The following is a 19,514-nucleotide window of genomic DNA, read 5'->3' on the forward strand; positions in this document are numbered from 1 at the left end:
AGCAAGAGGCGAAACCGTTCCCCCTTGCTCTTTTATATTGGTGTTTATACGTTGTTTGTGATACCATGTTCTTGATTTACGTTTGAGAAAACAAGTATCATATATATTACTATTTAAGTAAAAACTAGAATGAAATGTTGAAAGTGAGGAGTTTTCTTTGCTATCCGATATTAACTCCCCTCAAGACCTGAAAAAGTTAAATGTATCGCAATTGAATACATTAGCGGAAGAAATCCGCGAATTTTTAATTGAAAACCTTTCGGTAACGGGGGGGCACCTGGCACCTAATCTGGGCGTGGTCGAATTAACGCTGGCGCTTCACTATATTTTTGAAAGTCCAAAGGACAAGCTTATTTGGGATGTCGGCCACCAGGCTTACGTGCATAAGATGTTAACCGGACGAATGGATCGTTTTCATACGCTACGTCAGTACAAAGGACTGTGCGGATATCCGAAATGCAGCGAGAGTGAGCATGATGTTTGGGAGACCGGTCATAGCAGTACCTCTTTGTCTGCGGCGATGGGTATGGCAATCGCCCGCGACTTGAAGCGGGAGCGCAGCAAAGTTGTAGCTATTATCGGCGATGGTGCCCTGACTGGTGGTATGGCCTTTGAAGCAATGAACCATATGGGTCATGAGAAACGCGATGTGACAGTTATTTTGAATGATAACGAAATGTCGATTGCGCCGAACGTGGGAGCCTTACATAACTATCTTGGTAAGCTCCGCACAAACGACGGATATAAGCGAGTGAAAGAAGAGGTCGAGTCTTTACTGAAGAAAGTGCCGGCTGTTGGCGGGACAATGGCCAAGCTGGCAGAACGCCTGAAGGACGGGCTAAAATATTTAATGGTATCGGGCATTTTGTTTGAAGAACTAGGCTTTACGTATCTTGGACCAGTGGATGGCCATGATCTGCCGACGTTGATGGAGGCGTTGCGCCAGGCCGCTTATACGAAAGGACCGGTACTGGTCCACGTTATTACCAAGAAAGGAAAAGGTTACACCCCTGCAGAAGCCGATTCTGATGTGTTCCATGGTGTAGGTACGTATAAAATCGAAAGCGGAGAAGTATTGAAAACGGAAGGGCCGCCAAGCTATACAAGCATTTTCGCACGGACGCTCGAAAAGCTGGCAGAAACCGACCCACGCATTGTAGCCATTACTGCCGCAATGCCGGGCGGGACAGGCTTGAACCGGTTTGCATCGAAATATCCGGAACGTTTCTTTGATGTTGGGATTGCCGAACAGCATGCGACAACGATGGCTGCAGGCATTGCTACCCAGGGATTGAAGCCTGTATTTGCCGTGTATTCCACGTTTTTGCAACGAGGTTATGACCAGTTGGTACATGACGTAAGCCGTCAGAATTTAAATGTATTATTTGCAATTGATCGGGCAGGCCTTGTCGGTGCTGATGGAGAGACGCACCAGGGCGTATTCGACATTGCTTATATGCGTAGCCTACCCAACATGACTATAATGATGCCAAAAGATGAGAATGAACTTCAGCATATGATGTATACGGCTTTGCAGCATAATGATGGCCCGATTGCCGTTCGTTATCCGCGCGGCAGCGGGGAAGGTGTTGACTTAGATACTGAATATAAGCAACTGCCGATCGGAAAGGCAGAAATTCTTCGTTCGGGCTCCCATGTAGCTATCCTGGCATTTGGTAACATGGTTCCTACCGCTCAGAAAGCGGCAGATGCGCTTGCCGCGGAAGGCATCACTCCAATGGTCGTCAATGCGCGTTTCGCCAAACCGCTCGACGAGGAGTTATTGTTCACGTTAGCACGGGACGGCTACACAGTGATTACGCTTGAGGAGGGTGCCGTACAGGGAGGATTCGGTAGTGCGGTGCTGGAATGCTATGCGCAGGCCGGATATCATGATATGGTTGTTGAGCTGATGGGTATTCCTGATTATTATGTAGAGCACGGTAGCGTGAAAGAACAACGGGCTGAAGTGGGATTGACTCCCGAGAATGTAGCCCAAAAAGTACGTTCTCTGTGGCCTGCAAGGAGGCAACGAGCGTAACTGATGAGTACAAAAGAGAGAATAGACGTACGCTTGGTTCAGGAAGGTTTTTTTCCAAGCCGGGAAAAAGCAAGGGCTGCCATTATGGCAGGCCTTGTCTTTGTCGGACAGGAACGCTGTGACAAAGCAGGAATGAAAGTGGAAACAAATAAGCCCATTACAGTCAAAGGGCAGGTGCATCCGTATGTAAGTCGCGGTGGACTGAAGCTTGAGAAAGCGATTCAGGCATTTGATATTGATTTGAAGGACGCGGTTGTCATGGATATCGGCGCGTCCACCGGCGGATTTACAGACTGTGCCCTGCAGCACGGTGCCCGTCTGGTATATGCTATTGATGTCGGATACGGTCAACTGGACTGGTCCCTTCGCCAGAACGAAAATGTAGTGGTAATGGAGAGAACGAACTTTCGTCATCTTAAAGTGGAGGAGTGGAGCGGAGAGAAGATTCAGTTTGCCACCATTGATGTTTCTTTTATTTCTCTTCGTCTTATATTGCCCGTCCTCAAAGATTTTCTAAAGCCTGGAGCCCGAGTGTTGGCGCTCGTAAAACCGCAGTTCGAAGCGGGACGGGAACAGGTTGGCAAGCATGGGGTCGTGCGCGATCCGAATGTGCACGAAGAAGTGTTGCGCATGATGACAGAATTCAGCGAAGAACTTGGATTTATTGTGCGTGGACTTTCCTTTTCACCAATTACAGGCGGCGAGGGAAATATCGAATTTCTGCTACATCTCGAATGGAGCGAAGACCCGGCAACATCTGCGCGACTCGACCATGAAGCGGATATCGCCCGTGTTGTTCATGAGGCGCATGCTACATTTTAGGGAAGAGGAGAAGCAGGAGCTCTGAGGGGCTTCCTGCTTTTTTTGCATTTTTATGCATCGTGTAAAGAAAGCATGTATAATAAGAAAGACAGGCAATATCACCCTAGCTAATCGAGGTGTTAGTCGTGACGGCGATAGGTATTGTAGCGAATGAACAGAAAACAAAAGCATGGTCTGTAGCCAAAGAATTGGTGCGTTTATTGAAAGAAAAACGAGTAGGCGTATACATAGACCATGTAGTGGCTTCTCATATCGGACGGCAAGAGCTTGCGCTTCCGATAGATAAATTTCATGAAGTAGTGGATATTATTTTCGTGCTGGGCGGAGATGGAACACTCATCGGACTGGCGAGGGAAATCGCGCCGTACCCGATTCCGATCCTTGGTATTAATCTGGGTAATCTTGGATTTCTTTCTGAATCTGAGCCTGAGGATTTGCCGCATGCGGTCGATCGGATTTTGAGTGGAGAATATTGTGTAGAAGATAGGATGATGCTCCATACAGAAGTCATTCGTAAGGGCAAACATATTCATGAGGCAGTAGCGCTCAATGATGTTGGCATCGCCAAGGGAAGTTTCGGACGAATGATTAAATGCAGTGTCTATGTAGATGATTTATATGTGGCAACGTACAATGGCGATGGGCTCATTGTTTCTACACCTACTGGATCCACGGCATATTCCCTTTCGGCGGGTGGACCCATCGTGGTGCCATACATTAACGCCATTTTACTTACTCCAGTAGCACCTCATTCATTGACAGCCCGTCCACTTGTCTTGCCGGCGAATGAGGAAATCCATGTTGTTATTGATGCGACGCATAATGATCTCGGATTAACGATTGATGGTCAGTTGGGTTATCAGTTGGAGGTCGATGATGAAATCGTCATCCGGCGATCGCCTCACATTACATCGCTCATTAAATGGAAAGAGCGCAGCTTTTTTGAAGTGGTGCGCAAGAAATTGCAAGGGGAGAACGGATAAATGGAAGAAAATGAACGCATGGCTGGAGGAAAGAATATGAACAAGGGCCAACGACATATCAAAATTAGGGAAATCATTGCCCGAAATGATGTGGAAACACAGGATGAACTGGTTGACCTGTTGTGTGATGCAGGATTTAACGTCACACAAGCGACCGTTTCACGAGATATCAAGGAACTACATTTAGTAAAAGTACCAACCAATGATGGGCGTTATAAGTATTCGCTTCCGGCTGATCAACGTTTTAATCCGCAGCATAAGCTGAAGCGAACATTAATCGATAGCTTCGTGAGCATTGATCGGACCGATAATTTGCTTGTAATGAAGACAATGCCCGGAAATGCCAATGCAATTGGCGCATTAATCGATAACTTGGAATGGCCAGAAATTCTAGGAACGATTTGCGGGGACGATACCATCCTGATTATATGCCGCGGCAAAGACAACGCGACCGATATGTCACAGCGGTTTATTGATATGCTATAGGCACATACGGGAGGGTTGGACATGTTGCTTGAGTTAACAATTCGTAATTTTGCCGTAATCAAGGAGGTCTCCGTTTCATTTGGACGGGGCCTTACGATTTTAACGGGGGAAACTGGTGCGGGAAAATCAATCCTAATTGACGCCATCAGTCTGTTGCTTGGTGGACGAGGTTCCGCCGATTATGTCCGATACGGATGTAAAAAAGCCGAAATCGAAGGATTGTTTGAATTTGAAGCGAATGCACCGGCTTTGTCCTTGATGGAAGAAATGGGAATCGAGGTTGAAGAAAGGACCATTATCATCCGACGGGAGTTAGCCAGTACCGGTAAAACCATCTGCCGGATTAACGGACAGATGGTGACATTATCGATGCTACGGGATGTAGCACCTTGGCTAATCAATATTCATGGACAACATGAGCATCAATCCCTTATGCAAGGCGATAGGCATATGGAGTGGCTGGACGCATTCGGTGACGAAAAAATTGCACCTGCATTCCGCGAATTCTCTAAGCTATACGGAATATATCGTCAACTCGTTTCGGAGCTTGAATACATGTCAACTAACGAACGGGAAATGGTGCAGCGTATGGATATGCTTCGTTTTCAACTGCAGGAAATTGTTGAGGCTAACCTCAGACCATTAGAGGATGAGGAATTAATTAAAGAACGGAAGAAGCTGTCCGGTGGAGAAAAGCTGGCGCATAGCCTCGAAGATGCATATCGCTCATTAGTCGGGGAGCAACGTGGTGTTGATTGGATCAGCAATGCTGTGAGTCATCTTGAAACAGTGCTTGAATATGATGAAGAGCTAAAAGAGACGCATCAGATGGTGGAAAGCGCATTTTATCAATTAGAGGAAGCTGCACGACTCGTGCGTGATTACCGTGACACAATCGAATTCGATCCAGAGAGGCTGATGCAGATTGAAAGCCGTCTGGATGAAATTAATCGGTTGAAACGCAAGTATGGACTGTCGGTCGATGAAATCCTTGAATATGCAGCTTCGATTGAAGACGAACTCGATAGCATGGAGAATAGGGAGACGCGCATTGAAGAAATTCAGAAAAAGCTGAAGGAAGTGGCGCTTGATTTGGCGGTAGAAGCCACGGAGTTATCGCAGATACGTAAGCAGATAGCGACTATACTGGCTCAGGCAATCGAACAAGAGCTAAAGGAACTTCACATGGGACGGGCCCGTTTTGAAATTGCAGTTAATCAACAGGAAGATGAGCGCGGCCTCGAAGTGGATGGAATGCGTCTGCGTGTAACGGCAAACGGCATCGATACGGTGGAGTTTCTTATTGCTCCCAATCCAGGCGAGCCGCTGCGTTCGGTTAGTAAAATCGCCTCTGGTGGAGAGTTGTCCCGGATTATGCTGGCGATGAAGACCATTCTGGCTGATGCAGAAAACATTGATACGATGATTTTTGATGAGGTCGATACAGGTGTTAGCGGACGCGCTGCACAGGCGATTGCCGAGAAGTTGGTCCGTGTCTCACGCAGACGTCAGGTGCTTTCCATTACACATCTACCGCAAGTAGCCAGCATGGCGGATACACACCTGCGGATCGAAAAACACATGAACGAGAACGAGACAGAAACGAAAGTACAAGCGCTGCCGTATGAGGAGCGTGTTGTGGAATTGGCCCGGATGCTTGGAGGTGCCCAGGTAACAGAAACGACGAAGAGCAATGCAAGGGAAATGCTTGATCAGGCTGAAGAGCTAAAGAAAAGAACAGAAGGATAAGCAGGAAGAGATTGTTTCGGAACAGGGGTTATAAATGCGTCCCACTACGGCAACATTATTATTACAGATATATGGAGGTGTAGGTAGGGAACGTGTAGGAGCGTGATGACCCGTTGAACACCCGAAACAAGAAGAAAACAATAATTGGCTGTATCGTAATTGCACTCGCTCTTCTCACTTTCTCTTCAACCCCTTTTCAACAGTTTGCTTCATTTCCTGAGAAAATCCGCATGTTTCAGGGTTCGCTCGCTCAACTTTCCCTTACCATGCCTGTGACGGCAACGCTTACGTCCACTGACCCCGATGTTGTGCATGTCAGCTCGGCTGTAGCGTCTGAACAAGTGGATTTGCGCAAGCCGCTCACCATCCAGCCGGGGAAGCCGGGTGGAGCGAAACTGACGGTTAAACTCGGAAGCATCCCGGTTAAGACGGTAGATGTAGAAGTGTTGCCAGAGTTAAAAGTAATTCCAGGAGGGCAGTCCATTGGCGTCCAACTGCATACGGCAGGTGTGCTCGTTGTCGGACATCATCTTGTGGAGAGTCAGGGTAAGAAATTCTCGCCAGGCGAAGTCGCTGATATTAAAGTCGGGGATATGATTACTGGTATTGACAGCACACGTATTCGCAGTATGGATGAAGTGGGAAAGCTAGTAGATGAAGCAGGAAAACGTGGAAAGACCGTAAAGCTTGAAATCGTGCGCGGTAAGCAAACGCTTGTGGCTGACCTTAAACCGGCTCTAGACGATAAAGACAAAAAGTATCGAATGGGTTTGTATATCCGCGATTCAGCTGCGGGTGTTGGTACATTAACATTCTTCGAGCCGAAAAGTCAGAAGTACGGAGCTCTGGGACACGTAATTTCCGACATGGATACCGGAAAGCCGATCACTGTCGGTGAAGGGCACGTTGTACAATCAAGTGTTACATCCATTGAGCCTGGAAAAAGTGGTGCACCAGGCGAGAAATACGCCACATTTCGTAATGAACGCGTCAAATTGGGTACGATTGAAAAAAATACTCCATTCGGGATTTTCGGCAAAATGAATCAGCTTCCGGCACAGGCGCTTGAGACCCAACCGATACCGATCGCTTTGGGTGAGCAAGTCAAACCGGGCCCGGCTGAGATTTATACGGTTGTAGACGATCAAAAGGTGGAAAAATTTAAAATTGAGATCGTCAACGTTGTACCGCAGAAGTATCCAGCCACTAAGGGCTTGATTCTTAAAGTAACAGATCCTGTTCTGCTGAAAAAGACCGGAGGAATTGTGCAGGGAATGAGCGGAAGTCCAATTATTCAAGACGGCAAGCTAGTAGGAGCAGTAACGCATGTATTCGTTAACGATCCGACCAGTGGTTATGGCACATACATTGAATGGATGCTGCAGGATGCCGGTATTGACCTTCGCAAGGAAATGGATGAAAAACGCAGGGCAAGTTAATTCCCTGCGTTTTTTTCTGTCTTTTCGTCGAAATGGCAAGAGATTGGTCGAAAAGTAATGTTTTCCATTTTGCAGGAGTTACACAAACTTCGTCGAATTACAAGTACGTAGGTCAGATATATACTGATTTTTACACATAGGAGACATTTTGTCATAGGTGTAGTGTAAGAGGATTTACATTCCTATAACGAAAAAATATACTAAAAATAGTAGTGCAGAAGGGGCGAAGCCATTTTGAAGAACATTCGAGTTATTCTTGCGGATGACAACAGGGAATTTACAGAATTGCTTCAGGAGTATCTGAACGACCAGGATGACATTGAAGTGGTGGGTGTCGCATTTAACGGGAATGATGTACTGAACTTGTTAAATCATACATTGCCTGATGTGTTAATTCTTGACATTGTAATGCCGCATTTGGATGGACTGGCGGTGCTGGAGCAAATCCGTGGTATGAAGCTGCCATCTATGCCTAAGATTATCATGCTGACAGCATTCGGGCAGGAGGAAATTACGAAGAAGGCAGTAGAGCTTGGCGCATCGTATTATATTTTGAAACCGTTTGATATGGAAGTTCTGGCAAATCGTCTGCGACAGGTTGCAGGGTTAACTTCAACCGTCCATCACAATTTGCGAACGACTTCACTGCCTTCTAAAGGTAAAAATCTGGACCAGAACATTACAAATATTATTCATGAAATCGGAGTACCTGCGCATATTAAAGGCTATTTATATTTACGTGAAGCCATCACGATGGTGTACAACGATATGGAATTGCTCGGTTCCATTACCAAAATTCTATATCCAGAAATCGCGAAAAAATTCAATACGACCGCCAGCAGGGTGGAGCGGGCGATTCGCCATGCGATTGAAGTGGCCTGGAGCCGGGGCAACATGGATTCCATCGGTAAGCTGTTCGGCTATACGGTGAGCAACAGCAAAGCGAAGCCGACCAACTCCGAGTTCATTGCCATGGTGGCTGACAAGCTTCGGATCGAACACCATGTGAGTTAAAATGACACAGAAGGCACGAACGTCTCTTATTCCTTAGATTTTTAATAAGTCTGGCGAATAAGGGACGTTTATTTTTGAAGGTTTTGTTAGAAAAATAAACGCGGGAAAAACCGTGCTTTTCGTATTGCCTGTGTAAGCAAACGGAAAGGAGACTTGCCCCGCGTTGAAATCACATGAAGAACATGGTATTTTTATAGTGTTGTTGGAATTTTAGAGATGTAGAGGAGTGAGTCGTAAAGTATATGAGAAAAGCATACATGGTGATTTCAATTATTATTGTACTCTCTCTTGTATTGTCCCTCATCCTGCCATTTTTGTAGTAGGACAAGATACTTCATTTCCTTCAATGGGCACGGAAAAATCGGTCATGCAGGTTTAGCTTAGCATCAAGTTGCTGGCTAATTTTCACTACATCAGGATGAGAGAGACTCTTTTTTTCTTTTGCAAGTTTATACATATTTTCCCGTAATTGGGTAATCTCCCGTTGTAAGGACTCCAGTTGACTCATCAGTGACATATCGTTATGTTCCATACATATGCATATCATTTTTTTGCCTCCCTTCACCATGGCGGCTTATGCAAATGACAAATTATTACTTTCTGCTTACCCCGCATCGTTATAGACGAAACTAGACAAGTCTGATGGAAGTTTTACTTTATTATTTTTTAGTATATCGTTCTTGAACATTCATTATGCCAGTATAATGCGAATTTTTTCCATTTGCCGCTGCAAAGCAGTTTCATTAGCTGTATATTTGGAGACTTATAATAAATTCTCACGACAAACAGGAGGAAATATCCCGATGGAGATGCTGAAAGACAAAAACATTCTAGTGATGGGTGTGGCTAACAAACGGAGCATTGCCTGGGGCATTGCACAATCGCTGCATGAAGCAGGTGCCAATCTGGTGTTTACGTATCAGGGAGAACGACTGAAAGCCAGCGTAGAAGAGTTGGTCTCTTCACTTGGTCAGAAGCGAACCATTCTAATTCCGTGCGACGTTACGAACGATGAGGACGTTAAGCAGGCGTTCGCCACGTTAAAAGAAGAAGTTGGTGTGTTGCACGGCGTTGCGCATTGTATCGCTTATGCGAAATCGGAAGATCTGGACGGGGCGTTCGTGGCTACCTCGCGCGATGGATTTGCACTTGCACATGATATTAGCGCTTATTCACTCGTCTCAGTTACGAATGCGGCTCATGAATTGATGACGGAAGGCGGCAGCATTGTCACGCTAACATATTTGGGTGGAGAACGTGTAGTCCCGAACTATAATGTAATGGGAGTGGCAAAAGCGGCTTTAGAAGCAAGCGTCCGTTATCTTGCTGCTGATCTTGGTCGAAATAACATCCGTGTCAATGCGATTTCAGCAGGTCCGATTCGTACACTGGCGGCGAAAGGTATCCGTAATTTTACCGATCTGACAAAAGGTGTTCCGGAGAAAGCGCCGCTGGGTCGGATGGTAGATCAGCGAGAAGTGGGCGATACTGCACTTTTCTTGTTCAGCCATCTATCGCGGGGTATTACTGGTGAAGTGATTCACGTTGATGCGGGATATAATATAATGGGGTAAAGAAATTTAAATGAATTTATCAAGTGAGATGTATGTATAAGGACGGATGCTACGGCATGCCGTCTTTTCGTATGGATAAGAAAGAAGATATCGCTGTAAAGGAAGGCGCCCACGAATTTTTCTTAATAGGGCATCTGGATTAAAACGAACGAGGTGACGAAATATGAATAAAGCTGATTTGCACTCTCATACAACAGCATCGGACGGAACGTGTAGCGTCCAGCAATCGATTGAACGAGCAAAAGCGAACGGGCTTGCTGCGCTTGGCATCACAGATCATGATACTGTAGCAGCGCTTGCTTCGGCTCTAGAAGAGGGGAAGCGGCAAGGTGTTGAGATTGTACCAGGTGTGGAGATTAGTTCGGTATATGCGGGCAAAGATGTCCATGTACTCGGTTATTATATGGATATAAATAATCCTGAATTTTTACATCGATTAGAGGAGTTACGTGAAGTTCGCGGTAAGAGGAATCAGATGATGATTGAGAAATTAAATGAGTTGGGCATCAGCATTACGATGGAAGAAGTAGAGCGCCGTAAAAAAGAAAAGGCCGGCAATATTGGCCGGCCACATATGGCAGAAGTATTAATGGAGAAGGGTATAGTCACTTCCATGAAAGAAGCATTTGACAAATACCTAGGCTCTACAGGCGCTGCTTATGTTAATCCGCCACGTATCTCACCCGAGGAGGCAATTGATATCATTCAGGAGGCGGGCGGTGTAGCTGTACTGGCCCATCCGGGACTATATAAAAATCCAGAGATGGTAAGGAAATTAATCGAGTATGGTTTGCAGGGGATTGAAGTGTACCATCCCGATAATGATGAAGAGGACACAAGATTATATGGGGCGTTGGCAGATGAATATCATCTGGTGAAAACGGCCGGATCTGACTTCCATGGTATGCGGGGAGACGAGGTATTTCACGCTGATTTGGGAGCGTACACTGTAACAATGGAAACAGTACGGCAGCTTCGTGAGTTAAGTGGCAGGGAGTAAGACTGGACAGGCTATACTGTCTTTACCATGGCGATGTGTTCAATTCCTGCATCCATGAATGTATCGCCTTCCGGTTTATAACCGAGCCGTTCGTAGAAAGGCTGAGCTTGCAGTTGAGCATTCAGCTTTACTGTATGATATCCGTTTTCCGTCGCTTCAGCTTCCAGCTTCTCCATAAGCAAACGTCCCAAGCCGTGGCTGCGACATGAAGACAAAACGGCGACACGTTCGATTTTTCCGATGCCAGGTTCGTATTCGCGCAGCCGGCCTGCGCCTACGGCTTCTCCCTGCCCGTCTAGCGCAAGTACATGGATAGTAGCTGTATTTTCATCATCATGTACATCTACTTCTATATTCTCAGGTACGTTCTGTTCTTCAATAAACACGAGACGCCGTACGCTGAGCGCCTGATTTTTTTCTGCTTCGTTATGTACTCGTTTGATCGTATAGGTAGACATGTGTTTCATCTCCATTTTCCGTTATTTGGTCTTTGTTTCCTATCCCCAGTATATTTTTTGCAATGCGTGTACATCTTATATCTAGTTGAGGTATAAGGAGGGACTGGAATTGGCAATTTTCTATATCGTTATTCTATCTCTGCTTTCTCTTCTCCTGCTCTTTGGAGCTAGTTATCTGGTAGCGGTCGTTTTAAACCGGTTTCATTCCAGTGCGGATTGGAACGAATCCAGAGAGCTTGTCTCCGCCAGAGAAGAACGGGAATCTGAGGGAAAAAACCGGCCATAGGCCGGTTTTTTCTTAATTGATAAGAAAGGGCATCTTTTTTCTTATCAATAACTGAAGGCAAAGCATATACATAATTACAGTCGAATTTTTTCCATGTCGTTTTCAGAATGGGAAAATTGTGTCAATGTTAGGGATAAGTTGTGATATGATGGATCATATCTGTATTTTTTGTCGTGTTACCGGTTGGGGAAGGGGATAAGTAAAAATGAAAAAACAAGTTCACAGCAGAGAAGTGAAAACCGCCGCACTGCAGCGTCTTACCGAACGGGGTGTCACTATTGAAGACATCGCTGAAGTAGTGTATTTGATGCAGGCTCCCTATAATGTAGGATTGAAGATGTCTTCCTGCGTTGAAAGTGTTCATGCTGTACTTGAAAAAAGAGAAATTCAACATGCGATTCTAGTCGGTACAGAACTTGATATTTTGGCCGAGAAAAAAATGCTAACAGAGCCCTTACAATCTATCGTTGAAAGCGATGAAGGATTGTTCGGTTGCGACGAAACGCTCGCACTTGGCTCCGTATTCGGTTACGGCAGCATTGCAGTGACGACGTTTGGTCATTTAGATAAACAAAAAATTGGTATTATTAAACGGCTGGATACGAAAAGAGGAAGCGGTATCCATACGTTTCTTGATGATTTGGTTGCAAGCATTGCCGCGTCTGCTTCAAGCAGGATGGCGCACAGGCTTCGCGACGAAGAAGAAGCAGAGCGCGATCGGCAATTGAATGCCGGGCAGAATAACGAACAGGCAGGGTAATTATGCCTTACCTATACGAACAAGTTCCGCTAACACGGAACTTGTTTTTTAAAAGACGAGCGAAGGCGCTCGCGAGTTTTTCTTATTTGTATAAAAAAAGAATGAAAAAGAAAAACAAACAGTGCTAAAGTGCGTATAAGTAATAGAGCTGAAGAATCGGAAAAGAGGTAGAAGAATGAAGCGGAAAGTACTCATCCTGCTAACATCGCTGTTGCTTTCCGGGGTAGCTATAGCATCAGGCGATACCTACCGTGGAAAATATCCCGTAGCATCCGTCGAACTCAATGGAAACCCGCTACAGAGCAACAATCCTCCACCTATTGTTATGGATGGCACAACCGTTGTTCCGCTGCAAAGTATAGCGGAAAAGCTGGGTGCATTCGTTATGTCGGATGAAGAGGACGGAAAGACAATCGTAAACAAGCCGAACATTAATATGATTGTGGCATCTGCGATCGAGGAAACCAGTAAGAAAAATTACTGCATTGTCTCCCCATTTATGGTCATAGACAAAGGCAGCAAAGCTTCGTTTGATATTTTTATCGATGTGGATAATGCTCCAAAATCAGATTCCCTCGTTTTTAAAATTGTTATTCGCAATCCTTCCGGTGCTGAGGAATATGTAAGCTATCCACAAAGTTATTCTACTATTCGTAATGGCACCGCTTTTTTATACACGCATAATGTAAAAGGAATGCAGTTTAAAGAAGCTGGCGACTATAAAGTTCAGTTGATTATGAAACTAGGCGGGAATGAGGAGTATCAAGTCGTAGGCGAGAATGCCATCCACTCCCGGTAGCATTTTCATATGATCCTCTATTCATATTTATGTAAAAAGATGCTATAATCAGGGTATACTACAGGGTGTCGGTAGAAACTGCATACAATTTCACTAAAGAAAGGAACGAGAGCAGCGGATGAAAGCGAAGCCTAAGAGGCGTACCTCGAAGACTGACGTAGAGGGACCGAATATACGTGTTGCATGGAATGATACACAGTCACTCACAGCGTCCTGGGAGATTGATCAACGTCACAAGGAGGCTATCGAGCAGCGATTTGCAATTCCTGTTTCTGAATTGCCGTTTGTAATCCGTCTGTATGATGTTACAGATCGGATGATTAAGAATGATGGCCTTGATACGTATGTTGATTTCGATATTAATTTTCAGGCGGCAAACTGGTTATTGTATGGGATTGAGAGTACTCGGCGGTATTGTGTAGAATTAGGGGTGCGCATGGTAGACGGTCGGTATTATTCGCTGAAACGATCCGATCAAATCCTTCCCTTTGCGGGATAGGATAGAAGAGAAGGGCAGAGCATTCTGCACTTCTTTTTTTATGAATAAGAAAGTAGATGTTACTGTAGGGCAACTAAGGCAGTTACCTGCGCAACAGCTTGGCACGGCGGGCGAAAAAGACCAACAATTGTCTCCTGCATCGAAATACCAGATGTTTTGTCGATCCGCCTGAAGTGACACAAAGCAGCCGTTTAGCTTCTTTCAAGAAAAGAAATAAGCGAGCAATAGCCCGCATTCTTCTGTTCCATACTATATTATTACTAATGCTCTTTATTTGCGTGGATTGTAGTACATAACACGACCGTTAAACAGATGCAATTCCGCTTTGTATTCTTTAGCAAGATATTTACAAAACTCATTGGCCTTACCTTTATCTCCGTGTGTGGATTCTGTTGACAGTGTAATCTGGATATAATTCTCTTCTTCAGTTGTTGATATTACGTTAGTCTGTCCTTCGTTCTCCGGATCTGGCTGCTTTGTTTGTTTCTCTACTTGGCGCGAACCGACTCCTATAAGAATGTAACGATACAGTTTTTCGTCCGTTCCTTTCAGATAAAACCATTGTCCATTGGCTTCTGGCTTCTCTTCCATTGTGTATGGAAAAGCGGAATGGACATAATCCCAGTCCAACTGTTGACCAGTCTTGGAAGTCATTTCCGTGTAGCGCTTGAATTGTTGTTTGACTTCATCCAATGTTACTTGCTTTGTAGTTGAACCTTCAACGAATTTTATGTAGGCACTTCTGCTCATTCTTCTCACTCCTACCCCGGGTTCTCAAGACATCCTACTTTTGAGTTTAGCATCGCCCCCAGTCTTTGGCAACTGTCAAACCGAATGAATTTCCATAAGATAGCCATAATTCTTCTGTTGACTAAATTTTTAGAAAAATATACTATTGTATAGTAGATAAAATAATTTTCGATATATTTTCATTCCGGGAGGGGGAAGGAGAGATTGATTATGGATTACCAAAACCAATCGCAAGATTTGCAAGAGGTGCTTAACACATTGCGAGCAATTTTTGTAATCAACAAAGAAGATTGGGAGACGGCAGCGCGAAAGTTGGAGCTTGATTCGGCGGTCCAACTGAATATTTTATGGATTGTGTATTGTTATGAAGGTGTACGCGTAACTCAAATTGCAGAATGGACGTTCTGGCACCCGTCATCGGTCGTGATTCATGTGAAGAAGATGATGGAGAAGGGGCTTGTTACCATTGAGAAGAGTGACAAAGATGGCCGCGTGGTCAATGTATACCTAACCGACAAAGGAAGAAACATTGTCGAAGAAAGCAAAATACAGGCACCGGACGTGTTCCGTATTACACGTGCGCTTGAAAGCATGGAAGTGCGTTATGGGCGCAATGTGTCTGCGCTTTTTTTCGAATGTTTGGATTTCCTGGCAGAAGAACTGCACGGTCCTGACAAAATTCATTGGCTGCGCGAGAGTGAGGATAAAGCTCGACGTATGGCTACCATGTAAACCATGTAAACCACTCAAGAAGGAGCGAGGGATTTTTTTAGCCCTTGTTCCTTTTTCACTTGAAAGGGCTAAAGTATAAAGTGAAAGTTCTCGCAGTGGGGGTAGTACTGCTTGTTAAGATGGACTAAATGAAACAAGCGTCCCGGGAGAGAAGACGCTTGTAAGGAACATCATTATTTTTTTATGGGGAAGATGCTGATTTCACGTTCGATTTTTTTTCCGCTTTCATTTGTGATAACGATGGTAAGTGTTGAGTTTTTACCGATGCTTCCTTCATCGATACGGAAGAGTAGGTTCACCGTTGCCACGGAGTTTGGTTCTGCCTTAACCTCAGCCGGAAGCAATACATCCCAGCTTTCTGGAACATTTTTATATTCAAGTTTGAAGGTAGTAGGTTTGTCTTTTAAGTTTTCAACTTGAAGATTGTACGTATAGATAAGACGGTTCTCTGCCGGTACTCCTTGTAGGTTTTTACCGATGCTGACTGCAAATCCGGTGCTGGTAAAGATGGCGAACAGCAGAATAGAAGTCATAACCGTCATCAATATCGTAAGAACGAGACCAGCGCCCCGGAACATATTTTTTATGCCTCCGGTACGGGAATTTTTGTCGGATAGAATCATTTGCAGCATACCGTACGGACAAGCGCTGCGACAGAATTTATGGCGCAATCGGTTAACCATAACGAAGAAGAAAACAGCTGTCAGTATATATGCCCAGAATGACCATGCGCTCGTGTCTAGTGTGGTAATTTCTTTGAATAAGTCTTTTGGATTATAAAAATACGCGATCATGCTAAAAGCGATAACCGGAGAAAAGATAAGTGACAATCCGATGTCGATGGTATTCCGTAAACTAGCGTTGTCACGTAATGTTTTAGAATGTGTAATCTTAGTCAAATATCCAGAAAATGTATTGTGTGGGCACATCCATCCACAGAACTGACGCCCGAACCATTGAGAGATGGATACAAAGGCAAACACAAGTACCAGAATAGTTAGCAGCAGGATATATCCGTCATTAAACGAAAAGCTTTTTGTTAAAACATAAAAGTGTAAATGCGTTAAATCGATTCTAAAAATGTCGAGCAAAGGTACAATAAAAAATAGAACAAGAATCGTAACTTGTGCTAGCATGCGCTTGTTCATGGCTTACACTCCTTAATTTTCTCTTCCTGAATTCTCTATAATGTAAGTGATTACACTGAAATTGTCGCACAGGAAATTCCAGAAGTGAAGTGAAGAATTTGTGATTTTTCCCTTTAAAAACCTTGATATTACATGATTTTATTAAGGCTTTTTTATGAAAAATAGGGAGGTTCCCCTATGGACGAAAATATATGTCTATTTTCCTGTTTTTTCAAACTATATTGCCAGTTTAATTTTTTTTGATAAAATAGAAAAAAGGCAGTAAATTTAAGCAAATTCAAAGGAGGGGTTCTAAAAATATGTTCGAGCGCCTTTATGACACATCAGAGACGACGAAAGTGAATTTTGTCGGCTTTGCATCCGAGAATGCCCGCTACGATTTCGGGCTCGTTTACACGAATCAATTTTTTGGAAAGCCTCTGGTAATTTGCATGCAGACAGGACGTTCTTCTTTGCTTTGTGCAGAAGATGCCAAGAACATCGACGTATTGAAAAAGAAATTCGCTATTAATGAAGATGAGGAGGCGCGTGAACTTTCCACGTTCCTACAAGGCCAGCTGCCGCATACTAATCATGGCTTGCCACAATATTAGCGTCTGCCTGTAAGACTAAATGTAAACCTGTACGTAAATAAAATGTATAGCCAGACCTCCTGGATTTTTCCAGGAGGTCTTTTTATTGTATAAATCAGCACTCTTGATATAAACATGAGTAGACGTTATCAAATTTCCCATGTAGTTGGATGCCACTTTTTAATAAAACCTATTGACGTTATTAGTATGACATATTATATTAATAACATAACATATTATGACCGTGATTGATGAATGAACATCCTTAAATGACATGGACATATTGAATGGAGGGACTATTTATGGGAACTATCGTATGTCAGCATTGCGATCAAATCATTGAGCATTATGAGCATGAAAAAGTGGAAGTGCTCTATGCATCTTCCTGTGGCTGTCCGTCTTGTGAAGAAGATAAATAAAATGAACCCCCTGCCTCTTTTGCAGGGGGTTCATTTTATTTATACGAGAAGTTTCACTTTATCCTGCCTTAAGGGGCAGTAATCCCCCTGCTGTAAGGCATGGAGGAATGATGGACGTGTAGGCGTGGGATAAACTGCCCCTAAAGGTCCGATAGGTTCAACTAACACGCAGTGGGAGGTGAAGCCCCCCTGCGAGAAGTTTCACTTTATCCCGCCTTAAGGGGCAGTAATCCCCCTGCTGTAAGGCATGGAGGAATGATGGACGTGTAGGCGTGGGATAAACTGCCCCTAAAGGTCCGATAGGTTCAACTAACACGCAGTGGGAGGTGAAGCCCCCCCTGCGAGAAGTTTCACTTTATCGCTTGAGCACGTTTAATAACTTTGATCGTTTGAATGGATTCATCTTCCGGTCCCTGTACCGGGAGACCGGCTTCAAGGTTCGTAAGAATATAGTCAATATTATCCTGTGTTAGCACTTCGCCTGGAAGCACAATAGGAATACCTGGGGGGTAAACCATAATGAACTCGGCCACAATCCGTCCGGATGCTTCGCGAATGGGTACAATCTCTGTTTCGGAGTAAAACGCTTCACGCGGCGAAAGAGACAGAGCCGGAATCTTCGGCAAATGCACCGTGAGTGGCTTCATTGAATCTTTGCCCATCTGGATGCGGGCTAATTCCCGAAGTGCTTGTACGAGTGTCGATACCGTCAAGATGGAGTCGCCCGGTGTAATGATACACAAAATGTTATACAAATCGCTTAGCTCAACCTCGATATTATACTTATCGCGTAGCCATACTTCCACCTGATGTCCAGTTAGCCCAATGCCACGTACCTGAATGATTAGCTTGGAAGGGTCCATATCGTATGTCGCCGCACTGCCGAGGATTTCTTGACCAACACAGCGCAAGCCGGTGATACCGTTGATCTCATCCCGTGCATATGCCGCCAACTCCAACACTTTATTCATCATGTCCCGACCGCGTTCCACCAGTTGACGACGTGCCGCATCCAGAGAAGCCAGTAGCAGGTAAGAGGTGGACGTAGTTGTTAGCATGCTAATGACTGATTTAACACGATTGGCTGATACAAGACCTTCGCGTACATTCAGAACAGAGCTTTGCGTCATGGACCCACCCAGCTTGTGTACACTAGTCGCGGCCATATCGGCACCAGCCTGCATAGCGGAAAGCGGCATATCATTATGAAAGTGGATGTGTACGCCATGTGCTTCATCGACAAGCACAGGGATGCCATATTCGTGTACCAAATCGACAATTTCCTTCAGATTGGCAGCAATACCGAAGTAAGTTGGATTAATGACGAGTACTGCTTTGGCGGTCGGATGCTGTTCCAGCGCCTTTTGTACTGATTCTGTCGTAATTCCGTGTGCAATTCCTAAATCAAGGTCCATAACCGGATGCACAAAAATTGGAATGGCTCCGGCAAAAATAATAGCTGAAAGGATGGACTTGTGCACATTTCGCGGAATAATGATCTTGTCTCCCGGTCCGACTACGGCCATTATCATTGTCATAATGGCTCCGCTCGTTCCTTGAACAGAGAAGAACGTATAATCGGCGCCGAATGCCTCTGCAGCTAAATCCTGTGCTTCTTTAATCATCCCTTTCGGATGATGCAGGTCATCGAGCGGGGCAATGTTAATCAAATCGATGGATAGTGCATTCTGTCCGATAAAGTCACGGAACTCTGGTAGCATTCCGCTTCCTTTCTTATGCCCCGGAATATGGAATGGAATTGGATTGCGACGTGCATGTTCTAAAAGTCCTGTGAACAGGGGGGTTTTTGATTGATCCATGTGAGCATTCCCCATTTCTATATGTGATGCCGCCTACTGCGCTGCGGTTATTCGTTGCAAACATATAGAGTATATCAAAATGCTTTTCCGATTGAAATCATTCTCTTGTCCAGGAGCGAAATTATTGCTTGTTTTTTTATTCTAACTGTTTCAAAGAGTTGGA

General features: G+C 44.7%; 21 protein-coding genes. 16 read left to right on the forward strand and 5 right to left on the reverse strand.

Annotation, left to right across the window (positions count from 1 at the left end; all coding sequences use genetic code 11):
- Window positions 1-157: 157 nt before the first annotated feature.
- From dxs to spo0A, 7 genes are all read left to right on the forward strand, one after another.
- The gene (gene dxs / locus AF333_RS09115) at window positions 158-2,041 is read left to right on the forward strand and encodes a 1-deoxy-D-xylulose-5-phosphate synthase (RefSeq protein WP_043066135.1); all 1,884 of its coding nucleotides are present in this window, start codon (window positions 158-160) and stop codon (window positions 2,039-2,041) included.
- Window positions 2,042-2,863, forward strand: coding sequence for a TlyA family RNA methyltransferase (locus AF333_RS09120; protein WP_052520828.1), 822 nt, complete (start codon window positions 2,042-2,044; stop codon window positions 2,861-2,863).
- 125 nt (window positions 2,864-2,988) lie between these two features.
- Window positions 2,989-3,846, forward strand: coding sequence for an NAD(+)/NADH kinase (locus tag AF333_RS09125; RefSeq protein WP_043066133.1), 858 nt, complete (start codon window positions 2,989-2,991; stop codon window positions 3,844-3,846).
- Between the two features lie 36 nt (window positions 3,847-3,882).
- Entirely contained in the window at window positions 3,883-4,332 is a 450-nt protein-coding gene (gene ahrC / locus AF333_RS09130) for a transcriptional regulator AhrC/ArgR (protein ID WP_043066196.1), read from the forward strand.
- Window positions 4,333-4,353: 21 nt separating this feature from the next.
- Window positions 4,354-6,081, forward strand: coding sequence for a DNA repair protein RecN (gene recN / locus AF333_RS09135; RefSeq protein ID WP_043066132.1), 1,728 nt, complete (start codon window positions 4,354-4,356; stop codon window positions 6,079-6,081).
- A gap of 113 nt (window positions 6,082-6,194) precedes the next feature.
- Entirely contained in the window at window positions 6,195-7,520 is a 1,326-nt protein-coding gene (gene spoIVB / locus AF333_RS09140; protein ID WP_043066131.1) for a SpoIVB peptidase, read from the forward strand.
- Window positions 7,521-7,754: 234 nt separating this feature from the next.
- Window positions 7,755-8,534 carry a sporulation transcription factor Spo0A gene (gene spo0A, locus AF333_RS09145; RefSeq protein WP_043066130.1) on the forward strand — a complete coding sequence of 260 codons (780 nt, stop codon included), beginning with the start codon at window positions 7,755-7,757 and terminating at the stop codon, window positions 8,532-8,534.
- Window positions 8,535-8,877: 343 nt separating this feature from the next.
- On the opposite strand, the gene AF333_RS09150 is transcribed toward spo0A, so the two are convergent.
- Window positions 8,878-9,081, reverse strand: coding sequence for an aspartyl-phosphate phosphatase Spo0E family protein (locus AF333_RS09150; RefSeq protein ID WP_043066129.1), 204 nt, complete (start codon window positions 9,079-9,081; stop codon window positions 8,878-8,880).
- 256 nt (window positions 9,082-9,337) lie between these two features.
- Here AF333_RS09150 and fabI point away from each other — a divergent pair, with 256 nt between their 5' ends.
- A complete protein-coding gene (fabI, locus tag AF333_RS09155; protein ID WP_043066128.1) occupies window positions 9,338-10,108 on the forward strand; it encodes an enoyl-ACP reductase FabI in 771 nt (256 codons plus the stop codon).
- Window positions 10,109-10,271: 163 nt separating this feature from the next.
- Entirely contained in the window at window positions 10,272-11,108 is an 837-nt protein-coding gene (locus AF333_RS09160; protein ID WP_043066127.1) for a PHP domain-containing protein, read from the forward strand.
- A gap of 11 nt (window positions 11,109-11,119) precedes the next feature.
- Here the strand turns inward: AF333_RS09160 and AF333_RS09165 are convergent, their stop codons facing one another.
- Window positions 11,120-11,575: a GNAT family N-acetyltransferase gene (locus AF333_RS09165; RefSeq protein ID WP_043066195.1), complete on the reverse strand. Its 456-nt coding sequence runs from the start codon at window positions 11,573-11,575 to the stop codon at window positions 11,120-11,122.
- Between the two features lie 100 nt (window positions 11,576-11,675).
- On the opposite strand from AF333_RS09165, the gene AF333_RS33535 reads away from it, so the two are divergent.
- From AF333_RS33535 to AF333_RS09180, 4 genes are all read left to right on the forward strand, one after another.
- On the forward strand, window positions 11,676-11,852 hold the full coding sequence (locus AF333_RS33535) for a hypothetical protein (protein WP_158502409.1): 177 nt from the start codon (window positions 11,676-11,678) through the stop codon (window positions 11,850-11,852).
- 205 nt (window positions 11,853-12,057) lie between these two features.
- A complete protein-coding gene (locus tag AF333_RS09170) occupies window positions 12,058-12,612 on the forward strand; it encodes a phosphatidylglycerophosphatase A family protein (RefSeq protein WP_043066126.1) in 555 nt (184 codons plus the stop codon).
- Window positions 12,613-12,787: 175 nt separating this feature from the next.
- Complete coding sequence (locus AF333_RS09175; RefSeq protein ID WP_043066125.1) at window positions 12,788-13,411, forward strand: stalk domain-containing protein; 624 nt, start codon at window positions 12,788-12,790, stop codon at window positions 13,409-13,411.
- A 118-nt stretch (window positions 13,412-13,529) separates the two neighbouring features.
- Window positions 13,530-13,910, forward strand: a complete 381-nt coding sequence (locus AF333_RS09180) for a DUF4912 domain-containing protein (RefSeq protein WP_043066124.1) — start codon at window positions 13,530-13,532, stop codon at window positions 13,908-13,910.
- A gap of 270 nt (window positions 13,911-14,180) precedes the next feature.
- Here AF333_RS09180 and AF333_RS09185 read toward each other — a convergent pair whose 3' ends face one another.
- Window positions 14,181-14,660 carry a DUF1885 family protein gene (locus AF333_RS09185; RefSeq protein ID WP_043066123.1) on the reverse strand — a complete coding sequence of 160 codons (480 nt, stop codon included), beginning with the start codon at window positions 14,658-14,660 and terminating at the stop codon, window positions 14,181-14,183.
- A gap of 210 nt (window positions 14,661-14,870) precedes the next feature.
- Between AF333_RS09185 and AF333_RS09190 the strand changes: the two genes are divergently transcribed.
- A complete protein-coding gene (locus AF333_RS09190) occupies window positions 14,871-15,392 on the forward strand; it encodes a MarR family winged helix-turn-helix transcriptional regulator (RefSeq protein WP_043066122.1) in 522 nt (173 codons plus the stop codon).
- Between the two features lie 173 nt (window positions 15,393-15,565).
- On the opposite strand, the gene AF333_RS09195 is transcribed toward AF333_RS09190, so the two are convergent.
- Window positions 15,566-16,540, reverse strand: coding sequence for a 4Fe-4S binding protein (locus AF333_RS09195; RefSeq protein WP_043066121.1), 975 nt, complete (start codon window positions 16,538-16,540; stop codon window positions 15,566-15,568).
- Between the two features lie 299 nt (window positions 16,541-16,839).
- On the opposite strand from AF333_RS09195, the gene AF333_RS09200 reads away from it, so the two are divergent.
- Window positions 16,840-17,133: a DUF3055 domain-containing protein gene (locus tag AF333_RS09200; RefSeq protein ID WP_043066120.1), complete on the forward strand. Its 294-nt coding sequence runs from the start codon at window positions 16,840-16,842 to the stop codon at window positions 17,131-17,133.
- 281 nt (window positions 17,134-17,414) lie between these two features.
- Window positions 17,415-17,531 carry a GapA-binding peptide SR1P gene (locus tag AF333_RS31635; protein ID WP_074714850.1) on the forward strand — a complete coding sequence of 39 codons (117 nt, stop codon included), beginning with the start codon at window positions 17,415-17,417 and terminating at the stop codon, window positions 17,529-17,531.
- A gap of 350 nt (window positions 17,532-17,881) precedes the next feature.
- Here the strand turns inward: AF333_RS31635 and AF333_RS09205 are convergent, their stop codons facing one another.
- Window positions 17,882-19,351, reverse strand: a complete 1,470-nt coding sequence (locus AF333_RS09205) for an aminotransferase class I/II-fold pyridoxal phosphate-dependent enzyme (RefSeq protein ID WP_043066119.1) — start codon at window positions 19,349-19,351, stop codon at window positions 17,882-17,884.
- Window positions 19,352-19,514: the final 163 nt, after the last annotated feature.

Source organism: Aneurinibacillus migulanus (assembly GCF_001274715.1).
Taxonomy (GTDB): domain Bacteria; phylum Bacillota; class Bacilli; order Aneurinibacillales; family Aneurinibacillaceae; genus Aneurinibacillus; species Aneurinibacillus migulanus.